Annotated in this window: 21 protein-coding genes and 1 other annotated feature; of the genes, 15 read left to right on the forward strand and 6 right to left on the reverse strand. The window is 40.9% G+C overall.

Annotated elements, in window-relative coordinates:
- Window positions 1–6: 6 nt before the first annotated feature.
- The 4 genes from dut to crp all read left to right on the forward strand — a co-directional run bounded on the left by dut (window position 7) and on the right by crp (window position 2,054).
- Window positions 7–462, forward strand: a complete 456-nt coding sequence (gene dut, locus L4F91_RS09395; protein WP_250351568.1) for a dUTP diphosphatase — start codon at window positions 7–9, stop codon at window positions 460–462.
- A gap of 91 nt (window positions 463–553) precedes the next feature.
- A complete protein-coding gene (gene slmA / locus L4F91_RS09400) occupies window positions 554–1,153 on the forward strand; it encodes a nucleoid occlusion factor SlmA (RefSeq protein ID WP_250351643.1) in 600 nt (199 codons plus the stop codon).
- Window positions 1,154–1,174: 21 nt separating this feature from the next.
- Window positions 1,175–1,396, forward strand: a complete 222-nt coding sequence (locus L4F91_RS09405) for a YheU family protein (protein ID WP_250351642.1) — start codon at window positions 1,175–1,177, stop codon at window positions 1,394–1,396.
- A gap of 22 nt (window positions 1,397–1,418) precedes the next feature.
- A complete protein-coding gene (gene crp / locus L4F91_RS09410; protein WP_265748352.1) occupies window positions 1,419–2,054 on the forward strand; it encodes a cAMP-activated global transcriptional regulator CRP in 636 nt (211 codons plus the stop codon).
- 73 nt (window positions 2,055–2,127) lie between these two features.
- Here the strand turns inward: crp and L4F91_RS09415 are convergent, their stop codons facing one another.
- From L4F91_RS09415 to L4F91_RS09430, 4 genes are all read right to left on the reverse strand, one after another.
- Window positions 2,128–3,642: a DHA2 family efflux MFS transporter permease subunit gene (locus L4F91_RS09415; protein ID WP_250351567.1), complete on the reverse strand. Its 1,515-nt coding sequence runs from the start codon at window positions 3,640–3,642 to the stop codon at window positions 2,128–2,130.
- 1 nt (window position 3,643) lies between these two features.
- Window positions 3,644–4,813: an EmrA/EmrK family multidrug efflux transporter periplasmic adaptor subunit gene (locus tag L4F91_RS09420; protein WP_265762791.1), complete on the reverse strand. Its 1,170-nt coding sequence runs from the start codon at window positions 4,811–4,813 to the stop codon at window positions 3,644–3,646.
- A gap of 12 nt (window positions 4,814–4,825) precedes the next feature.
- Window positions 4,826–5,323, reverse strand: coding sequence for a transcriptional repressor MprA (gene mprA / locus L4F91_RS09425; RefSeq protein ID WP_395896163.1), 498 nt, complete (start codon window positions 5,321–5,323; stop codon window positions 4,826–4,828).
- 145 nt (window positions 5,324–5,468) lie between these two features.
- Window positions 5,469–6,479 (reverse strand): YeiH family protein, encoded by a 1,011-nt coding sequence (locus L4F91_RS09430; protein WP_395897879.1) that lies wholly within the window; start codon window positions 6,477–6,479, stop codon window positions 5,469–5,471.
- Window positions 6,480–6,646: 167 nt separating this feature from the next.
- On the opposite strand from L4F91_RS09430, the gene ispF reads away from it, so the two are divergent.
- From ispF to L4F91_RS09465, 7 genes are read left to right on the forward strand one after another with little or no spacing between them, the layout of a single operon-like run.
- A complete protein-coding gene (gene ispF / locus L4F91_RS09435; protein ID WP_395896165.1) occupies window positions 6,647–7,123 on the forward strand; it encodes a 2-C-methyl-D-erythritol 2,4-cyclodiphosphate synthase in 477 nt (158 codons plus the stop codon).
- Window positions 7,124–7,126: 3 nt separating this feature from the next.
- The gene (gene truD, locus L4F91_RS09440; protein ID WP_395896167.1) at window positions 7,127–8,134 is read left to right on the forward strand and encodes a tRNA pseudouridine(13) synthase TruD; all 1,008 of its coding nucleotides are present in this window, start codon (window positions 7,127–7,129) and stop codon (window positions 8,132–8,134) included.
- 8 nt (window positions 8,135–8,142) lie between these two features.
- Window positions 8,143–8,883: a 5'/3'-nucleotidase SurE gene (gene surE, locus L4F91_RS09445; protein ID WP_395896169.1), complete on the forward strand. Its 741-nt coding sequence runs from the start codon at window positions 8,143–8,145 to the stop codon at window positions 8,881–8,883.
- Between the two features lie 33 nt (window positions 8,884–8,916).
- Window positions 8,917–9,492, forward strand: a complete 576-nt coding sequence (locus L4F91_RS09450) for a YqaA family protein (protein WP_250363611.1) — start codon at window positions 8,917–8,919, stop codon at window positions 9,490–9,492.
- A gap of 14 nt (window positions 9,493–9,506) precedes the next feature.
- On the forward strand, window positions 9,507–9,695 hold the full coding sequence (locus tag L4F91_RS09455; RefSeq protein WP_395896171.1) for a hypothetical protein: 189 nt from the start codon (window positions 9,507–9,509) through the stop codon (window positions 9,693–9,695).
- A gap of 13 nt (window positions 9,696–9,708) precedes the next feature.
- Window positions 9,709–10,860, forward strand: coding sequence for a murein hydrolase activator NlpD (gene nlpD, locus L4F91_RS09460; protein ID WP_250363612.1), 1,152 nt, complete (start codon window positions 9,709–9,711; stop codon window positions 10,858–10,860).
- Complete coding sequence (locus L4F91_RS09465; protein ID WP_395896174.1) at window positions 10,860–11,243, forward strand: hypothetical protein; 384 nt, start codon at window positions 10,860–10,862, stop codon at window positions 11,241–11,243. Before nlpD ends, L4F91_RS09465 begins: the two co-directional genes overlap by 1 nt.
- 121 nt (window positions 11,244–11,364) lie before the next feature.
- On the opposite strand, the gene L4F91_RS09470 is transcribed toward L4F91_RS09465, so the two are convergent.
- Together L4F91_RS09470 and ppa are read right to left on the reverse strand one after the other, a co-directional pair.
- Entirely contained in the window at window positions 11,365–12,135 is a 771-nt protein-coding gene (locus tag L4F91_RS09470) for a M48 family metallopeptidase (protein WP_395896176.1), read from the reverse strand.
- A gap of 73 nt (window positions 12,136–12,208) precedes the next feature.
- A complete protein-coding gene (gene ppa, locus L4F91_RS09475; protein WP_250351556.1) occupies window positions 12,209–12,736 on the reverse strand; it encodes an inorganic diphosphatase in 528 nt (175 codons plus the stop codon).
- A gap of 160 nt (window positions 12,737–12,896) precedes the next feature.
- Between ppa and L4F91_RS09480 the strand changes: the two genes are divergently transcribed.
- The 4 genes from L4F91_RS09480 to hisD all read left to right on the forward strand — a co-directional run bounded on the left by L4F91_RS09480 (window position 12,897) and on the right by hisD (window position 17,442).
- On the forward strand, window positions 12,897–14,141 hold the full coding sequence (locus L4F91_RS09480) for an aromatic amino acid transporter (protein WP_395896178.1): 1,245 nt from the start codon (window positions 12,897–12,899) through the stop codon (window positions 14,139–14,141).
- A 73-nt stretch (window positions 14,142–14,214) separates the two neighbouring features.
- A complete protein-coding gene (locus tag L4F91_RS09485) occupies window positions 14,215–14,979 on the forward strand; it encodes a class I SAM-dependent methyltransferase (protein WP_395896180.1) in 765 nt (254 codons plus the stop codon).
- Window positions 14,980–15,050: 71 nt separating this feature from the next.
- Window positions 15,051–15,179, forward strand: a sequence feature (His leader region).
- Window positions 15,180–15,209: 30 nt separating this feature from the next.
- On the forward strand, window positions 15,210–16,109 hold the full coding sequence (hisG, locus tag L4F91_RS09490; RefSeq protein ID WP_250351553.1) for an ATP phosphoribosyltransferase: 900 nt from the start codon (window positions 15,210–15,212) through the stop codon (window positions 16,107–16,109).
- A 37-nt stretch (window positions 16,110–16,146) separates the two neighbouring features.
- Window positions 16,147–17,442: a histidinol dehydrogenase gene (gene hisD, locus L4F91_RS09495; protein WP_265777846.1), complete on the forward strand. Its 1,296-nt coding sequence runs from the start codon at window positions 16,147–16,149 to the stop codon at window positions 17,440–17,442.
- Window positions 17,443–17,560 lie beyond the last annotated feature (118 nt).

Consider the following 17,560-nt stretch of genomic DNA (forward strand, 5'->3'; position numbering starts at 1 on the left):
AAAAAAATGAAAAAGATTGATGTAAAAGTTTTAGATAGCCGAATTGGCACGCAATTTCCCTTGCCAGCTTATGCCACAAGCGGTTCTGCCGGCTTAGATCTGCGTGCGTTGGTGGAAGAAAGTTTTGAAATCCAACCGGGTGAAACGAAGCTCATCCCAACAGGGCTGTCTATTTATATCGCCGATCCTAATCTTGCCGCCGTCATTTTACCTCGTTCAGGACTGGGGCATAAACACGGTATTGTACTGGGTAATTTAGTTGGTCTCATTGATTCTGATTATCAAGGCCCTTTAATGGTTTCAATGTGGAACCGTGGTGATCAACCTTTCAAGGTGGAAGTGGGGGATCGCATTGCACAACTTGTGTTCGTTCCTGTGGTGCAGGCAGAATTTAACGTTGTAAATGATTTTGAACAAACAGAACGTGGTGAAGGCGGATTTGGGCATTCGGGTAAGCAATAGAGGGAATATGGTAGAAGAACAATTAGAAATTGCGGGGATTGAGCCAGCGCCCATCACAGAAAAGCACACCACGACACAACGTACAGAAAAAATAACGAAAAGTGATAAACGTAGTGTTAAAGAACGCCGTTTACAAGTCCTCACCGTGCTGACCCATATGCTTCATTCCGAACGTGGAATGGAACGGATGACAACGGCTCGCCTTGCCCAAGAAGTCGGTGTTTCGGAGGCGGCACTCTATCGCTATTTCCCAAGTAAAACCAAAATGTTTGAAGCCTTGATTGATAATTTAGAAAGTAATTTATTTAGCCGTATCAACCATTCAATCAAAAATGAAACAAACACGATGAACCGTGTGCGAGATATTATGCAAATGATTTTAGATTTTGCACGTAAAAACCCCGGGCTTACTCGTGTTCTTACCGGACACGCCTTGATGTTTGAAGATCCGCTCCTACAAGCACGCGTTGCGCAATTTTTTGATCGTTTAGAATTTCAATTTGTGAATATTTTACAAATGCGAAAATTACGTGAAGGAAAAGGGTTTCATCTCGATGAACGGATTATTGCCTCTTATCTTGTTAATCTGTGTGAAGGACAATTTATGCGTTATGTTCGTTCTAACTTTCGCCATCATTCTAGTCAAAATTTTGAACAACAATGGAAACTTATCGCGGTACACTTTGCATAATAACAATTTTTAGGTAATATGATGATTATTCCTTGGCAAGATTTAGAAGAAGAAACACTCATTAATATTGCAGAAAGTTTCATTCTGCGTGAAGGGACAGATTACGGTGAACAGGAGCTTTCCCTCCAACAGAAAACGCAAAACTTGCTGACCAAAATACGTCAAGGAACGGCTGTAATTGTTTGGTCGGAATTACACGAATCCATTGATATTAAAGATAAAATGGAATTTCTTAAATCATAGATGATAAATGTAGGAGGACACCGTGCAAGAACAACATACTCCGCCAATGGATCCAACCTTAGAATGGTTTTTATCTCATTGCCATATCCATAAATATCCAACCAAAAGTTCAATTATTCACGCGGGTGAAAAAGCAGAAACGCTTTATTATCTCATCAAAGGCTCTGTGGCTATTTTAGTCAAAGATGAAGATGGTAAAGAGATGATCCTTACTTACCTAAATCAAGGCGATTTCTTTGGCGAAGCGGGATTATTTGAAGAAGGTCAAGAACGTTCAGCTTGGGTAAAAACAAAAATGACGTGTGAAGTGGCAGAAATTTCTTACAAGAAATTCCGCCAGCTCATCCAAGTAAATCCTGAAATTTTAATGTATTTATCTGGTCAGCTTGCTCGTCGTTTACAAAATACCTCAAGACAAGTTCGCAATCTTGCTTTCCTTGATGTGGCAGGGCGTATTGCACAAACCTTGCTAAACCTCGCTAAAATGCCAGATGCAATGACTCACCCAGAAGGAATGCAGATCAAAATTACTCGCCAAGAAATTGGTCAAATGGTCGGCTGTTCCCGTGAAACCGTTGGGCGAATTTTAAAAATGCTGGAAGACCAACATCTTATTTCAGCTCACGGCAAAACGATTGTGGTTTATCACTCCAGATAAAAATCTCCATCAAAGAAAAGAGCGGTGTAAAAATGCTGAATTTTCCACCGCTCTTACTCTTTCTATTGCTTTACTAATGCTTATTACCAAACGGCGGATTGGCAAACCACACCACGATAAAAAGCAACATAAACATTATCGCAGACAACCAGAAAATCTCATTTGCGCCAATAATAAATCCTTGCGCGGTGATGGTTCTTGCGAGAGACATTGAGGTTTGCGTTTCGCTCAAACCTAGCTCTGCCATTGTGTTGTAATAAGCTTGGGCGTTGAGATTATAAGGATTGATCGCTTCTGTAAATTGCGTGTGATGTATTGCCTCACGGTTATACCATAAGAAAGTGGTCAGCGAAGTACCAATTGAACCTGCAAGGGTTCGTAAAAAATTAAACAAGCTCGAGGCTGATGCCATTTTTTCTGCGGGTAAACCCGATAAGGTAATGGTGGTGAGTGGCATAAAAAAGCAAGCCACAGCAATTCCTTGGATAAGTTGTGGTAATGCTACATCAGCAAAGGTCATTGAAGGCTCAAAAGTAACGGCACGCCAATGGAAAGTTAAGGCATACACCATAAAACTGATCGTAACTAAAATTCGCATATCAATTTTATAGCCAAAACGTCCAATAATAGGCGAAAGTAGAATGGGGAATAATCCTACTGGGGCGGCGGCAAGCCCTGCCCAAGTGGCGGTATAGCCATAAACTTGTTGTAATAAAAGCGGAATTAGGACGACTGAACCAAGATAAATCAAAAATGCAAGGCTAGTACACAAGCAGCCCACACTAAAATTACGTGATTTAAATAAGGAAATATCCACAACAGGGTTATCCTCAGTCAATTCCCAAATAATTAAGGCAATTAATGCAATGGCAGAAATCACAGTAAGCACGACAATTTCAGTAGAATTAAACCAATCTTGCTCGCGCCCTTGGTCAAGCATTAATTGTAAACAACCCACGCCGATGACAAGCAAAATTAATCCCATCATATCAATAGGCTGCTGATAAGTTTTGGTTTCTCGCTTAGCTAAAATTTTCCAACTTAGAAAAATGACACACAATCCAATCGGCACGTTAATAAAGAAAATCCACCCCCAGTGCAGATTATCACTAATCCAACCACCTAAAATTGGACCAAAAATAGGTGCAACAACCACCGTCATTGACCAGAATGCTAATGCCATACTGCGTTTTTGCGGGGGATAGTTGTTCAGTAATAAACTTTGCGAAAGTGGGATAATTGGCCCTGCCGCAAGTCCTTGAAAAATACGGCATAAGATCAACATTTCTAAACTATGAGAAATACCACATAGCCAAGAAGCAAGCACAAATAAGCCAGTAGCAATTAAAAACAAGCGCACTTCGCCAAAACGTTTTGCTAGCCAGCCTGTAATGGGAATTGAAACGGCATTTGCAACCCCAAAGGAAGTAATGACCCAAGTACCTTGACTAAACGATGCCCCCAGATCGCCTGCAATCGTCGGGATTGCCACATTGGCAATGGTCGAATCTAACACTTGCATAAAGGTGGCAAGGGAAAGGGCAATCGTCATTACTGCCAGTGCGGCACCTTGAACAGGTTTTTGCATATTATTCACCTGCATTAGCTTGAATAATTTGTTCTGCTAATGTGTTTACAGGACTTAGGTCATAATCTAATGCCTGCGTTTGATACAATACTTCACTTGCTCTCGGTTCACGCAACACCTTACCGCGCGTATCCGCCACATTCACTTCCACTGTGGCAGAAAGCCCAAGCCGTAATGGATATTTTTTCATTTGGTCAGGATCTAAATCAATCCGCACTGGCACACGCTGTACTACTTTAATCCAGTTACCTGTGGCATTTTGAGCAGGAAGAAGCGAAAAAGCACTGCCTGTTCCCATTTCTATCCCACTCACGGTGCCATCAAATTTTACGTCATCGCCATATAAATCGAAGACTAATTTTACCGGCTGACCAATCCGCATTTTACGCAGTTGGGTTTCCTTAAAATTCGCATCAACCCACATTGTTTGATTGGATACCACTGCCATTAAAGGGCTACCTACTGCCACTTTTTGCCCCACTTGCACATTACGACGTGCAACATAACCATCAACAGGGCTAACAATTTTGCTACGTTGTAAATTCAACCACGCGAGGGTTAAGGCACTCACGGCATTCTTCACTGCTGGCTGCTCGCGTAACGGCAAATTCCCTAATAAGGCTTGATTCGCTGCTAATTGGTTCTGTGTAGCTTGTAGATCCGCTTGTGCAATATTCACCGCGTCTTTGGCGTGTTGTAAGGTTTCCTTATCAATAGATCCTGTTTTAGCTAACTGCTCACGGCGTTGTAAATCGCCTTTTGCTTTATTAAGTGCGGTGCTTTTTGCATCTAAAATGGATTGCAATTGTTTCACCGTAAAACCCAACTGCTCAATTTGACGCACACTACTGGCTAAATTATCTTGGGCTTGCTGAAAGTGCAATTTGAGATCCGTATCATCAAGCTCAAGAAGAACGTCACCCGTATGGACAAAATCCATATTATCTACGTTAATTTTGCTTACGTTGCCGTTCACTTGGGACGAAATCATCACTTGGTTACCTGACACATAAGCGTCTTCTGTTTCCTCATAATTTCTTACAAAGAAAAACCAATAAACGCTGGTAATTATCGCGATGAGAAGTAGTATAGTAATAAAATATCCCAGTGCTTTTTTACGTTTTGCATTTTTACTTAATACCGGTTTTTTATTTTCAGTTTGTTCTGTCATTGACTTCACCTATTAAAGATTTTCTAAACTGGTTAGCAGTTTAAGTAATAATTTTTTTAATTGTTGCTGCTCTTGTTCATCTAACACAGAAAAAAGTTGATCCACTTGCTTCCATTGATTGGGCAAAAGTTGTTCTAAAAATTGTATTCCTTGCGGCGTAAGGGTTAATAAAAAGCCACGCCGATCCCCTTGTACTTCCGTGCGTGCTAACCACGCACGCTTTACTAATTCATCAGCAATACGTGTTGCATTGGTTTTTGAATAACCAAAAATTTCACTTAATTGACTGGGTTGTAAAGCATAGCTAGGCTGGCAATATAGCACAACTAATGCCATAAAAAGGGTATCATTGAGCTGATATTTTTTAAGCAACTGATTTCGTTTTTCCACATAATGGCTGCTGTTATGCAAAAGTAAACGAGCCAAAAGAATTTGCTCTACTGGCATTGCAGGATTATTCTTCGCCGATTGGCGAATCAACATTTCTTGATCCGAAAAAGAGAGTGGCATAAAACAATTGATTAGTAGAAAATAAACTGCGTAATAGTAACGCACGTAACTATTTGTGTCAAAAAATACCGCACTTTCTTTTTCCTTAATGTATAAAGTGCGGTGCTTTTTCTTAATATTTTTCGAGCCTTATGGCAAACCTGATTTATGCCAATAGATAAGCAAAAATGAGATTGATCCCAAGTCCCCCCACCATTAACCAAATCCAAATTATTGCCCCCAATAATAAGGGTTTTGTTCCCGCTTGTTTCAGTGAGTTAATATGCGTGGTGAGTCCTAATGCCGCCATCACCATCATTAATAAAAAGCGGTCTAATTGAACCAGAAAATCTACGATAAATGAAGGTAATACATTGAAAGAATTAAAAATGGCTACGCCAATAAATAATAAAGCAAAATAAGGAATGACGATTTTACCTTGCTGTGGGTTATTTTCTTTGCGTAAAAAATAGGATAAAGCGAGCAAAAGCGGGGCGAGCATCATTACACGCAGCATTTTAGCAATCACCGCGGTATCTGCCACTTGAGGAGTAATATTTGCCCCAGCGGCATACACTTGTGCAACTTCGTGTACCGTTGAACCGATATAAATACCGAATAAATGATCTGGTAAGTAAGTTTGCAAGTAAGGGTAAAGTAGCGGATAAAGGAACATACTCACTGTGCCGAAAATCACAATTAATGCCACCGCAACAGACACTTTATAAGAAGGGGCTTTTAGGATTGGCTCGGTTGCCATAATGGCGGCAGCGCCACAAATACTGCAACCTGAAGCGGTAAGTTGTACAATTTGGCGATCAATCTTAAGCCATTTAATGCCGATCCAACAAGTCAGTAAGAAAGTCAAAATTAGCATCGTTAAATCAGAAAAAAACGCATTTAAGCCAACCTGACTAATGTCTTGCAAGGTCAAGCGAAAACCAAATAATACGATACCGCAACGTAATAATATTCCTTTTGCAAAGGTTACTCCCGATTTCATTACGGATTCAATACGATGATAAAACGTATTTCCACCTAAAATCCCTAACAAAATGGCTAATGTCAGGGCGCTAATGTGCCACGACAGCGCTAAGGGGGTTTGCGCAAGCAAGCTTGCCAATAAGCTAATTAATATAGTTAAGAATAAACCCGGGAGCAGTGAGAGGTGTTTCATCATTGTATGGTTCTCCACATAACAAGGTAGTGATAGAGTAACGCATTTTTATGATAAGTAAATAAGAAAAATGATAAAAATCCCACCGCACTTAAATTAGCCATTTTTGAATAACGCGGGTGATGCTATAATCTTGCACTATTTTTCAGCAGAGATCAGGAAAGAATATGATACGAATTGGACACGGGTTTGATGTACACGCCTTTGGCGGGGCTGGGCCGATTATTATTGGTGGTGTCGCAATACCTTATGAGAAAGGCTTGCTTGCACACAGCGATGGCGATGTGGCATTGCACGCATTAACAGATGCATTGCTCGGTGCGGTGGCGTTAGGGGATATTGGGAAATTATTCCCTGACACCGATCCACAATATAAAGGGGCTGACAGCAAGGGATTACTACAAGAAGCTTATCGTCAAGTGCAGGGCAAAGGCTATAAAATCGGCAATGTTGATATTACCATTATTGCTCAAGCACCGAAAATGCGTCCGTATATTGATAATATGCGTGCGGCCATTGCACAGGTGTTAGATTGTGAAATAGAACAGGTGAACGTAAAAGCCACTACCAGTGAAAAACTTGGTTTTACCGGGCGTGGTGAAGGCATTGCTTGTGAAGCTGTCGCTTTGCTATTGAAGGTTTAATTTATGCAAGAACTCGCCTTTTTATACAATCCCCCCGAACAACCGGCTCACTTAAAAGCGGAATGTGCTGATTTTATCGTGAAAGAAGAATTGGGCTATGAAATGGCTGGTGAAGGGGAATTTGTCGCTCTTTATGTGCGTAAAACCGATGCCAATACCCTTTTCGTTGGTGAAAAATTAGCTGAATTTGCGGGAATTTCGCCACGTAATATGAGCTATGCCGGCTTAAAAGATCGCAAAGCCATTACTGAGCAATGGTTCTGTCTGCATATGGCGGGGCAAGAAACGCCTGATTTTAGTCAATTTCATTTAGACGGCGTGGAAATTCTTAAAGTAACAAGGCATAACCGAAAAATTCGGACAGGCAGCTTGGACGGTAACCATTTTGAGATTTTATTGCGTGGCGCACAACAAACTGACGATTTAAACCTGCGATTAGAAAATCTGAAGCAGTTAGGGTTTCCTAATTATTTTACCGAACAACGTTTTGGCCGTGATGGGCATAATCTCACACAAGCAATGCGTTGGGCAAAAGGTGAAATTAACGTGAAAGATCGTAAAAAACGAAGCTTCTACTTATCTGCCGCACGGAGTGAAATCTTTAATTTGGTGGTTTCAGATCGTATTCAGCAACAACTTACGCAAGCTATTTTATTCGGTGATATTGTGCAATTAAATGGCTCACACAGTTGGTTTACGGTGAATGAAGCAGAGGATCTTGAGCAATTAAAAGTGCGGTTAAAAAATCAAGATATTTTACTAACCGCCCCATTGGTTGGAGAACATATTCAAGCGGCGAATGCGCGTGAAATGGAGATTGTTCAGCAACATCAAGAGATCTTAAATTTAATGCATAAAGAACGAATGAAGCCAAGTCGCCGTCCCTTATTGATATGCCCGCAATCCTTAGATTGGGCATTTTTGCCTGAAGGATTGAAATTAACCTTTTATTTACCAGCAGGTTGCTATGCTACGGCATTGATTCGTGAATTAATACAGATTATTGAATAAGGAATACAATGAATATTTTATTATCAAATGATGATGGCATTCACGCTGAGGGAATTAAAACCCTTGCCACCGAATTACGTAAAATTGCACAGGTTACCGTTGTTGCACCAGACCGCAATCGTAGTGCCGCGTCAAGTGCGCTAACCCTAGTAGAACCATTACGCCCAATGAAATTAGATAGCGGTGATTACTGCATTAATGGCACACCCGCTGATTGTGTGCATTTAGCCTTGAACGGTTTTCTTTCAGGACAAATCGATCTTGTTGTATCGGGTATTAATGCAGGGGTGAATTTAGGTGATGATGTGCTTTATTCGGGGACAGTGGCGGCAGCTTTTGAAGGTCGCCATCTCGGTTTACCGGCTATTGCCGTTTCATTAGATGGTCGCCAACACTATGAAACAGCAGCGCGTATTGTCTGTGAACTTGTGCCGAAATTGCACAATCAGTTAATAAAAAGCCGTGAAATTCTGAATATTAACGTGCCTGATTTACCTTACGACGACATTAAAGGGATCAAAGTCTGCCATTTGGGCTATCGTGCAGCGGCAGCAGAAGTCATTAAACAACAAGATCCCCGTGGTGAAGCCATTTATTGGATTGGCCCTGCGGGCTTAGCAGAAAATGAGCAAGAAGGCACAGATTTTCACGCAGTGAAAAATGGCTATGTGTCGATTACACCGATTCAAGCGGATATGACCGCTTATCATTCGCTCCAATCTTTACAAGATTGGTTAAAAAGTGAATAATATTCCGTTTTGCAAATTATTGAGGGTATGCCATTGAAAATATTTGGTGCGATGTACGATAAAGTGATGCAGTGGTCGGCTCATCGCTATGCGACGGCGTGGTTGATTTTTACCAGCTTTATCGAATCCATTTTTTTTCCTGTTCCCACTGATGTGATGCTTGTACCAATGGCAATGAATCGCCCTAAACAAGCCTTAAAGCTGGGAATTTATACCGCGATTGCCTCTGCACTCGGTGGCGTCGTGGGCTATGGATTGGGTTATTATGCTTTTGATTATATTCAAGAATATATTATTAAATGGGGCTATCAATCTCACTTAGACACAGCGATGTCTTGGTTTAAACAATGGGGAATTTTAGTGGTGTTTATTGCTGGATTTTCCCCTATTCCCTATAAAGTGTTCACTATTTGTGCGGGCGTAATGCAAATGGCATTTTTACCATTTTTAATTACATCAACGATTTCTCGTGCTGCACGTTTTATTTTAGTGGCGAAATTAGCCGCTTGGGGCGGTCAGAAATTTGCCCATAAATTACGTCAATCCATTGAATGGATTGGCTGGGCAGTAGTACTGCTTGCTGTGATCATTTATTTCATATTCAAATAAAAGTGCGGTCAAAAATGAAAAAATTTTTAATCCTAATTACTTGCTTTTTTATGCTAGGGGCTTGTACATCAGAACCACAACAGCAAGATGAACATCCCCTTTCACCGGGAATGATGCAACCTGTGCTTGGCACAGGGGCAACGGAAGATGCCCAATGGCAACCAATTATTGAAAAACAACCTATGCCTGAATCAATGAATTAATAGAGGAACTCCAATGAAAAAATCTTTTTTACTTTTGCCTATTACGATGGCGGTATTATCAGCTTGTTCATCCACTTCACCTGCACCGGTAGAAAATGCCGATGGTGCGTTGCCACCGGGAACGATGCAACCGGTAGATAGCAATGCTGGAAGCACTTGGGAACCCCAAATTCAGCAACAGAGTATGCCTGCTACAATGACTGCACCTGTTACGCCACAACCCACTTATCAAGCACCTCAAGTACAGGCACCACAAATACCACAACCAGTCAATCAAACTGTGCAACAAAGCAAAAAAGCGGTGGCAAATACCACTGCGAAAGCAAAACAAGTTTCACAAAACTTTGAGATTCCGCGTAACCCAGAAACCAATGCCCCTGATTACAGTAAAATTGATAAAGGCTTCTATAAAGGGAACACTTACACTGTTCGCAAAGGCGATACAATGTTCTTGATTGCTTATATTTGTGGGCTTGATGTGAAAGAACTGGCGGCGATGAATAATATGTCTGAACCTTATACCTTAAGTGTTGGACAAACCTTGAAAGTCTCTAATGAAACCGCCCCTGTTGCGACCAATACTGCGCCAAGTACGGCTAAACCGGTGGAAAAACCTGCACAACCTGCAGTTACTTACACGCCGGGGCCAAATGGTACACAATATGGTTCTGATGGTTCGATCATCGGGCCGATTAAATCTTCGGTCGGTACCCCTTCATCAACGCCAATCGTTTCTGCACCAGTTAAAACACAACCTGTTGTGCAACCGGTTTCTTCTACCCCAATTGCTTCAAATGTGGCTTGGCAATGGCCAACCAATGGCAAAATTGTACAAGGGTTCTCTAGCGCTGATGGCGGAAATAAAGGCATTGATATTAGCGGTTCACGTGGACAGGCAGTTAATGCGGCAGCGGCTGGTCGCGTGGTATATGCAGGTAATGCGTTGCGCGGTTACGGTAACCTTATCATTATTAAGCACAATGATGATTATTTGAGTGCTTATGCACACAATGAAAGTCTTTTAGTGAAAGATCAACAAGAAGTGAAAGCCGGACAGCAAATTGCGAAAATGGGGAATTCTGGCACAAATAGCGTGAAACTTCATTTTGAAATTCGCTATAAAGGCAAGTCTGTTGATCCTATTCGTTATTTACCGAGACGTTAATGATGAAAAAACTTGCTGCATTATGCTTTAGTACCACGCTGACCTTGGGCTGTACCGCCCATTCAGCAAGCCAACTTTTAGGCGGTGATGTTGATGAAAAAGGCTGTATTTCCTCTGCTGGTTATCATTGGTCTGAATTAAAACAGCAATGTGTTCAACCTTTTGATATTGCCGATCTTCGCTTTACCGATCCTGAAGATTCGACCCTCGCTATCTATGTCATCTTGGCACAAGATCAAGGTAAAGCAGAGGTTTTTTCTGCACATTCAACGCCTAATCTGATCCTTGATGCGGTAAAAGGTGGCTATGCAGCAAAAGATAAAAGTCTGAGCATTATAAAAACCACGCAAGGGTGGGAACTGAAAAAACGTCCTACTCGTTAAAAATAAAAAGTGCGGTGGAAAATTTTGTAAAATTTACACCGCACTTTTATTGCATTTAAGTTGAATAGATAAAGGTGATTCTGAATATTAGTTGCTATTTACTCTTTTCAACAGCAATAGTTTATTGACGACCTTTATAAATTGCCACCGCCTCAGGCATTAAACGAAGTAAATTGGCTTGGCGATCTTTATCACTCGGGTGAGTGGAAGAAAGCGCCGCTAATACACCGCTCTTTCCTGAAGAGGCTGTCTGCATTTTTTCCCATAATTTTGGTGCTGCCTCTGGGTTATAACCTGCTTTTGCCATTAAAAATAGTCCCACTTCATCCGCTTCCGTTTCTGCACTACGAGAATAAGGCTTATCTAATGCCCAATCTTTGGTGATACCGATAATTAACCCACTTCCTTCTGAACCAATTTGTGTGGAAAGTGCAATATGCGCAACCTGTGCGACCACATTCGTGAATGTTCCCATATTCACTTTCTTTTTGCCGTGTTCTTTCAGTGCGTGTGCCATTTCGTGCCCCATTACGGTAGCAATTTCATCATCATTTAAGTGTAATTTATCCACAAGCCCTGTATAAAATGCCATTTTACCGCCCGGCATCGCCCACGCATTGAGTTCATTTGATTTAATCACGGTAATTTGCCAATTAAATGGTTGCCCCGTATTATTTTCACGATTAGCATAAGGGTACATTTTATTAAATACTTGATGAATGCGTTTTGATGTTGTTGAATTTGTATCTACAACCCCTTTTTGTTTTGCTTCATTCACCGTTTGTAGGTAACTTGTCGCCGCTTGTTGATTAACACTTGCAGAATCGGCACAAGCATTAAGCATTAGGGTAAAAATGCAAAGTGCGGTGATTTTTTTCATTGTTTTTAACATATTCACTCCTTAGGTTAAACATAGAAAAATACCGCATTAGGTAACGCGGTATTTAAAAAGAACAGGTTAAGAATTATTTTTTTGCACGCTCAAAAGAGTCTAAAATTTCTTTACGTGCCGCCGCAGCATCTTCCCAACCATCAACTTTCACCCATTTCCCGGCTTCTAAGGCTTTGTAGCTTTCAAAGAAATGTTGAATCTGTGCTTTTAGTAATGCTGGTAAATCACCAACATCTTTAATGTGATCGTATTCTTTGCTTAATTTTGTATGTGGTACTGCAATAACTTTAGCATCTTGACCCGATTCATCGGTCATTTTTAATACGCCCACTGGACGACAACGAATCACTGAACCCGGTTGTAAGGGATAAGGGGTTGGTACTAATACATCAACAGGATCGCCATCTAACGATAAGGTGTGGTTAATATAGCCATAGTTTGCTGGGTAGAACATTGCTGTCGCCATAAAACGATCAACAAATAAGGTACCCGTTTCTTTATCCACTTCATATTTGATTGGATCTGAGTTTGCTGGAATCTCAATCACAACATAAATATCATCAGGAAGTTCTTTTCCTGCTGGAACACTTTCTAAGCCCATTTGCTCTTTCCTTCTAGTTAATGAATGGTAATAAAACGCTTGAATTATAGCTTGATTTTTTTGCTTTTGCCAAGCTAAATGGGCAATTTTGGCATTGTGTTTTTATTTTGCACTATTATAATAGTTCACTAATACCAATATAAAACTTATAGGTGAATTTATGAAAAAAAATCCTTCCTTATTTGGTGGTGCGATGATTATCGCAGGCGGTACAATTGGTGCGGGTATGCTCGCAAACCCTATTGCCACCTCTGGCGTGTGGTTTATCGGTTCAATTTTGATCCTCTGCTACACTTGGTTTTGTATGACCACATCAGGCTTAATGCTACTTGAAGCAAACTTACATTATCCTACTGGTGCAAGTTTTGACACCATTGTAAAAGACTTGCTTGGCAAGGGTTGGAATGTGTTAAATGGGCTTTCCGTTGCATTTGTTCTCTATATTCTCACCTATGCATATATTACTTCTGGTGGCGGTTTAACAGAAAGTTTTCTTAATCAATTACTGAGTAGTGAACAAAGTGCGGTGGAAATTGGACGCATTTCTGGCTCACTGATTTTCTGTGCGGTTCTCGCTTTTTTCGTATGGTTCTCAACAAAAGCGGTGGATCGTTTTAGTACCATTTTAATTGCTGGAATGGTGGTGGCATTTTTCCTTTCGGTGACTAATTTATTAGGTATGGTAAACACCGATATTCTGCTTGGTAGCACAGGGGATAGCCAATACTTGCCTTTCGCCCTTGCTGCCTTGCCAGTTTGCTTAGTTTCGTTCGGTTTTCACCAAAACGTACCAAGCCTTGTGAAATATTATGATCGCAACAGCAGCAAAGTGACAAAATCGATTGTTTACGGTACATTCATTGCCTTGATCATCTATATGCTATGGCAACTTGCTATTCAAGGCAATTTACCACGTAATGAATTTATCCCGGTTATCCAAAAAGGGGGCGATATTGCGGTACTATTGGAAGCCTTAAATAATCAAATTCAAACGGATTTTGTCGGCTTAATGTTACGCTTTTTTGCCTATATGGCGATTGCTAGCTCGTTCCTTGGAGTAACTCTCGGTTTATTTGATTACATTGCGGATTTATTCAAATTCGACAACAGTAGTGCAGGCAGAAGCAAAACCGCATTAATCACCTTCTTACCACCGTTGATTTTAAGCTTACTTTTCCCATACGGTTTTGTTATCGCCATTGGTTACGCAGGATTAGCAGCAACAATTTGGGCGGTTATTACGCCTGCATTATTGGCTAAAGCAAGTCGGGCTAGATATCCAAATCAAACTTACCAAGTGTATGGTGGTTCAGCGATGATTTATTTTGTTATCTTATTTGGATTAATTAATATTCTTGTTCAACTCGCTGATTTAGTTGGCTGGTTACCAGTATTTGGAAGATAGTTGAAAATCCCTTAAAATAACAGAAAATAGACACAATTAGCACGGATAACCGTGCTAATTTTTTACCGTTAAGATGATAATGAAAACCTCTGTTTACGATAAAGAAGGCTTTTTTGAGCTTTACCAAAAATTACGCCAGAACCCATCTAGTTTAAATGAAATTGTGGAAAAACCCACAATGTTAAGTTTACTGCCTGATTTAACGGGGAAAAAATTGCTCGATCTCGGTTGCGGAATGGGAGAGCATTTACAACTTTATTTGCAACAAGGTGCAGCATTTGTGGTCGGAATGGATTTATCTCAAGCGATGCTACAGCAAGCGGCAAAAAATCTCGCTGAAAAACGACCGCACTTTGCTTTGCATCAACTGGCAATGGAGCAACTTAATAAATTACCTGATGGAAATTTTGATGTCATTACGAGTTCTTTTGCATTTCACTATATACAAGATTTTCCCCAGTTATTAGCCCATATTCAGGCAAAACTTAAACCTAATGGCTGGCTGATTTTCTCTCAAGAACATCCGATTGTTACTTGCTATCAAGGGGGAGAGCGTTGGGAAAAAGATCAGCATAAACAACAAGTGGCTTATCGACTTAATTATTATCGCGATGAAGGTGAACGGCAACGAAACTGGTTTAAACAACCATTTAAAACCTACCATCGAACACTTTCAAGCATTATCAATGATCTTATCAATGGCGGGTTTCAAATAGAAAAAATGGTAGAACCAATGCTCGCTGAACAACCCGAATGGCAACAAGAATTTAAAGATCTACAACATCGCCCCGTGCTGCTTTTTATCAAAGCGAAAAAAATAAAAAATTTGCTTGCATAAAAATTTTTTTTGCGTAGAGTAATGGCTAAGCAATTTTTGGAGCAAAATAAAATGAATTTTAATCGTAATACTCATCATCACCATCACCCTGAATAATCTTTCGGGCGATGGCGATTGCTTGGAAGATAAGCTTCCGAGTGAGTATTGCTGATACCAAAACACATAAACCTCTCGGAAGTTAATTTCGAGAGGTTTTTTTATACTTAAATTTTGATTTAGAAGGAAAAATTATGGCTAACACAACACGTTTACGTATTGCTTTACAAAAAAAAGGCCGTCTTAGTAAAGATTGTGCTGAATTATTGAAACAATGCGGGGTAAAAATTAATTGGAATGAACAACGTCTGATTGCTTACGCGGAAAATATGCCCATTGAAATTTTACGGGTGCGTGATGATGATATTCCGGGGTTGGTTTTTGATGGCGTGGTTGATCTTGGCATTATCGGGGAGAATGTCCTTGAAGAAGAGGAGCTTGGTCGTATCGCAACAGGCGAAAACGTAAGTTATAAAAAATTACGCACACTTGATTTCGGCGGTTGCCGTTTATCTTTAGCAATTGAACGAGATCGTTCCTATAATGGCGTGCAAGACTTTGCCGATTCTCGCATCGCAACCTCCTACCCTAATTTATTAAAACGTTATATGAATGAACAAGGTGTTCCTTTCAAAAGCACCTTATTAAACGGCTCCGTTGAAGTTGCCCCTTCCGCAGGATTGGCTGATGCTATCTGCGACCTTGTTTCTTCAGGTGCAACCTTAGAAGCAAATGGATTAAAAGAAGTGGAAGTCATTTATCGTTCAACTGCGTGTTTAATTCAACGTCAAGAGGCGTTATCTGCCGAAAAACAAGCCTTAGTAGATAAATTATTAACGCGGATTCAAGGCATACAACAAGCTGGCGAATCAAAATATATTATGCTTCACGCCCCCAAAGCACAATTGGAACAGATTATTAATCTGCTTCCCGGTGTGGAAAATCCCACAATTTTACCACTTGCGCACGATGAAAGTCGCGTTGCTTTACACGCAGTAAGCCAAGAAACCTTATTCTGGGAAACAATGGAAGAACTCAAAGCACAGGGCGCCAGTTCAGTATTAGTATTGCCTATTGAAAAAATGCTCGCGTAAAGTGCGGTCAGAATTTAAAACGTTTTAAGGAAAAATTATGCAAACACTGATTTGGAAAAATTTAACACAACAAGCGCGAAAAGACGCATTAATGCGACCAGCGATTTCTGCCGCACAGTCCATTCAAGAGGCCGTTGAGGCTATTCGTGAACAAGTGCAAAGCAATGGCGACCAAGCATTATTTGAGCTAGGTGAAAAATTTGATAAGGTGAAATTAACCCGTCTGACGATTTCTCCACAGGAAATTGATGCCGCCTCTCAACGCCTCACTCAGGAATTAAAAACAGCAATTCAAAATGCTAAACGTAATATTGAACGCTTCCACCAAGCACAAATTCCGCAACCTGTGGATATCGAAACACAAGCTGGCGTGCGTTGTCAGGTGGTTACTCGCCCAATTAACCGTGTAGGGCTATATATCCCGGGGGGATCGGCACCACTTTTTTCGACCGTATTGATGCTCGCAATCCCTGCTAAAATTGCAGGTTGTAAAAAAATTGTACTTTGTAGCCCGCCGCCTATTGCAGATGAAATTCTTTATACGGCAAGCCTATGTGGCATTGATACCATTTACCCCATTGGCGGCGCACAAGCCATTGTCGCAATGGCATTCGGCACAGAAAGCGTCACTAAAGTTGATAAAATTTTTGGCCCCGGTAATAGTTTTGTGACAGAAGCAAAACGTCAAGTAAGCCAAGCTGTAAATGGCGCGGCGATTGATATGCAAGCAGGCCCTTCCGAAGTATTGGTGTTAGCGGACGAAAATGCCGATCCTGATTTTGTTGCCAGCGATCTGCTTTCTCAAGCTGAACACGGTGCTGACAGCCAAGTGATTTTAGTTACTCCTAGCGAAACCTTAGCAAAACGCACCGCACTTGCTATTGAACGCCAGCTTGCTCAACTTCCCCGTGCTGAAACTGCCCGTAAGGCGCTCAGCCATAGCCGAATTATTCTTGCGGAAGATTTAGCACAAGCCATTGAAATTAGTAACGAGTATGCGCCAGAACATCTTGTGGTGCAGGTAAACAACGCCCGTGAATTGCTCGATCAGCTTGATAATGCAGGATCGATTTTCCTCGGCGCATATAGCCCTGAAAGTATGGGCGACTATGCCAGCGGCACTAACCACGTTCTACCTACTTATGGCTATACCCGTACAACTTCAAGCCTTGGCTTAGCCGATTTTAGTAAACGAATGACAGTGCAAGAATTGACGCCACAAGGTTTTAAAGATCTGGCAAAAACAGTGGAAATTATGGCAGAAGCGGAACAACTAGATGCCCATAAGCAAGCGGTTTCTATTCGTTTGGCAAAACTACAATCCTCAAGCTAGCTACTTGTTACATTTTGTATCGAAACGGGCAATAAATTGTGATGAAGATCGTAAAATTGAGGGAAACCGCTTGCACATTCTGTGCTTTCCATTAAGGATTACTGTGTTTTTATACATT

It is taken from the genome of Avibacterium sp. 20-126, assembly GCF_044358625.1.
GTDB lineage: Bacteria > Pseudomonadota > Gammaproteobacteria > Enterobacterales > Pasteurellaceae > Avibacterium.

Excerpts from the sequence above, each read along its gene's own strand:
- L4F91_RS09455 (WP_395896171.1), top strand. The coding sequence starts at position 9,507 with ATGAAAAAATTTTTAATCCTAATTACTTGCTTTTTTATGCTAGGGGCT.
- L4F91_RS09470 (WP_395896176.1), bottom strand. The coding sequence starts at position 12,135 with ATGTTAAAAACAATGAAAAAAATCACCGCACTTTGCATTTTTACCCTA.
- L4F91_RS09415 (WP_250351567.1), bottom strand. The coding sequence starts at position 3,642 with ATGCAAAAACCTGTTCAAGGTGCCGCACTGGCAGTAATGACGATTGCC.
- surE (WP_395896169.1), top strand. The coding sequence starts at position 8,143 with ATGAATATTTTATTATCAAATGATGATGGCATTCACGCTGAGGGAATT.
- hisD (WP_265777846.1), top strand. The coding sequence starts at position 16,147 with ATGCAAACACTGATTTGGAAAAATTTAACACAACAAGCGCGAAAAGAC.
- L4F91_RS09480 (WP_395896178.1), top strand. The coding sequence starts at position 12,897 with ATGAAAAAAAATCCTTCCTTATTTGGTGGTGCGATGATTATCGCAGGC.
- L4F91_RS09430 (WP_395897879.1), bottom strand. The coding sequence starts at position 6,479 with ATGAAACACCTCTCACTGCTCCCGGGTTTATTCTTAACTATATTAATT.
- L4F91_RS09465 (WP_395896174.1), top strand. The coding sequence starts at position 10,860 with ATGATGAAAAAACTTGCTGCATTATGCTTTAGTACCACGCTGACCTTG.
- nlpD (WP_250363612.1), top strand. The coding sequence starts at position 9,709 with ATGAAAAAATCTTTTTTACTTTTGCCTATTACGATGGCGGTATTATCA.
- L4F91_RS09405 (WP_250351642.1), top strand. The coding sequence starts at position 1,175 with ATGATTATTCCTTGGCAAGATTTAGAAGAAGAAACACTCATTAATATT.
- mprA (WP_395896163.1), bottom strand. The coding sequence starts at position 5,323 with ATGCCACTCTCTTTTTCGGATCAAGAAATGTTGATTCGCCAATCGGCG.
- ppa (WP_250351556.1), bottom strand. The coding sequence starts at position 12,736 with ATGGGCTTAGAAAGTGTTCCAGCAGGAAAAGAACTTCCTGATGATATT.
- truD (WP_395896167.1), top strand. The coding sequence starts at position 7,127 with ATGCAAGAACTCGCCTTTTTATACAATCCCCCCGAACAACCGGCTCAC.
- dut (WP_250351568.1), top strand. The coding sequence starts at position 7 with ATGAAAAAGATTGATGTAAAAGTTTTAGATAGCCGAATTGGCACGCAA.
- ispF (WP_395896165.1), top strand. The coding sequence starts at position 6,647 with ATGATACGAATTGGACACGGGTTTGATGTACACGCCTTTGGCGGGGCT.
- L4F91_RS09485 (WP_395896180.1), top strand. The coding sequence starts at position 14,215 with ATGATAATGAAAACCTCTGTTTACGATAAAGAAGGCTTTTTTGAGCTT.
- L4F91_RS09420 (WP_265762791.1), bottom strand. The coding sequence starts at position 4,813 with ATGACAGAACAAACTGAAAATAAAAAACCGGTATTAAGTAAAAATGCA.
- hisG (WP_250351553.1), top strand. The coding sequence starts at position 15,210 with ATGGCTAACACAACACGTTTACGTATTGCTTTACAAAAAAAAGGCCGT.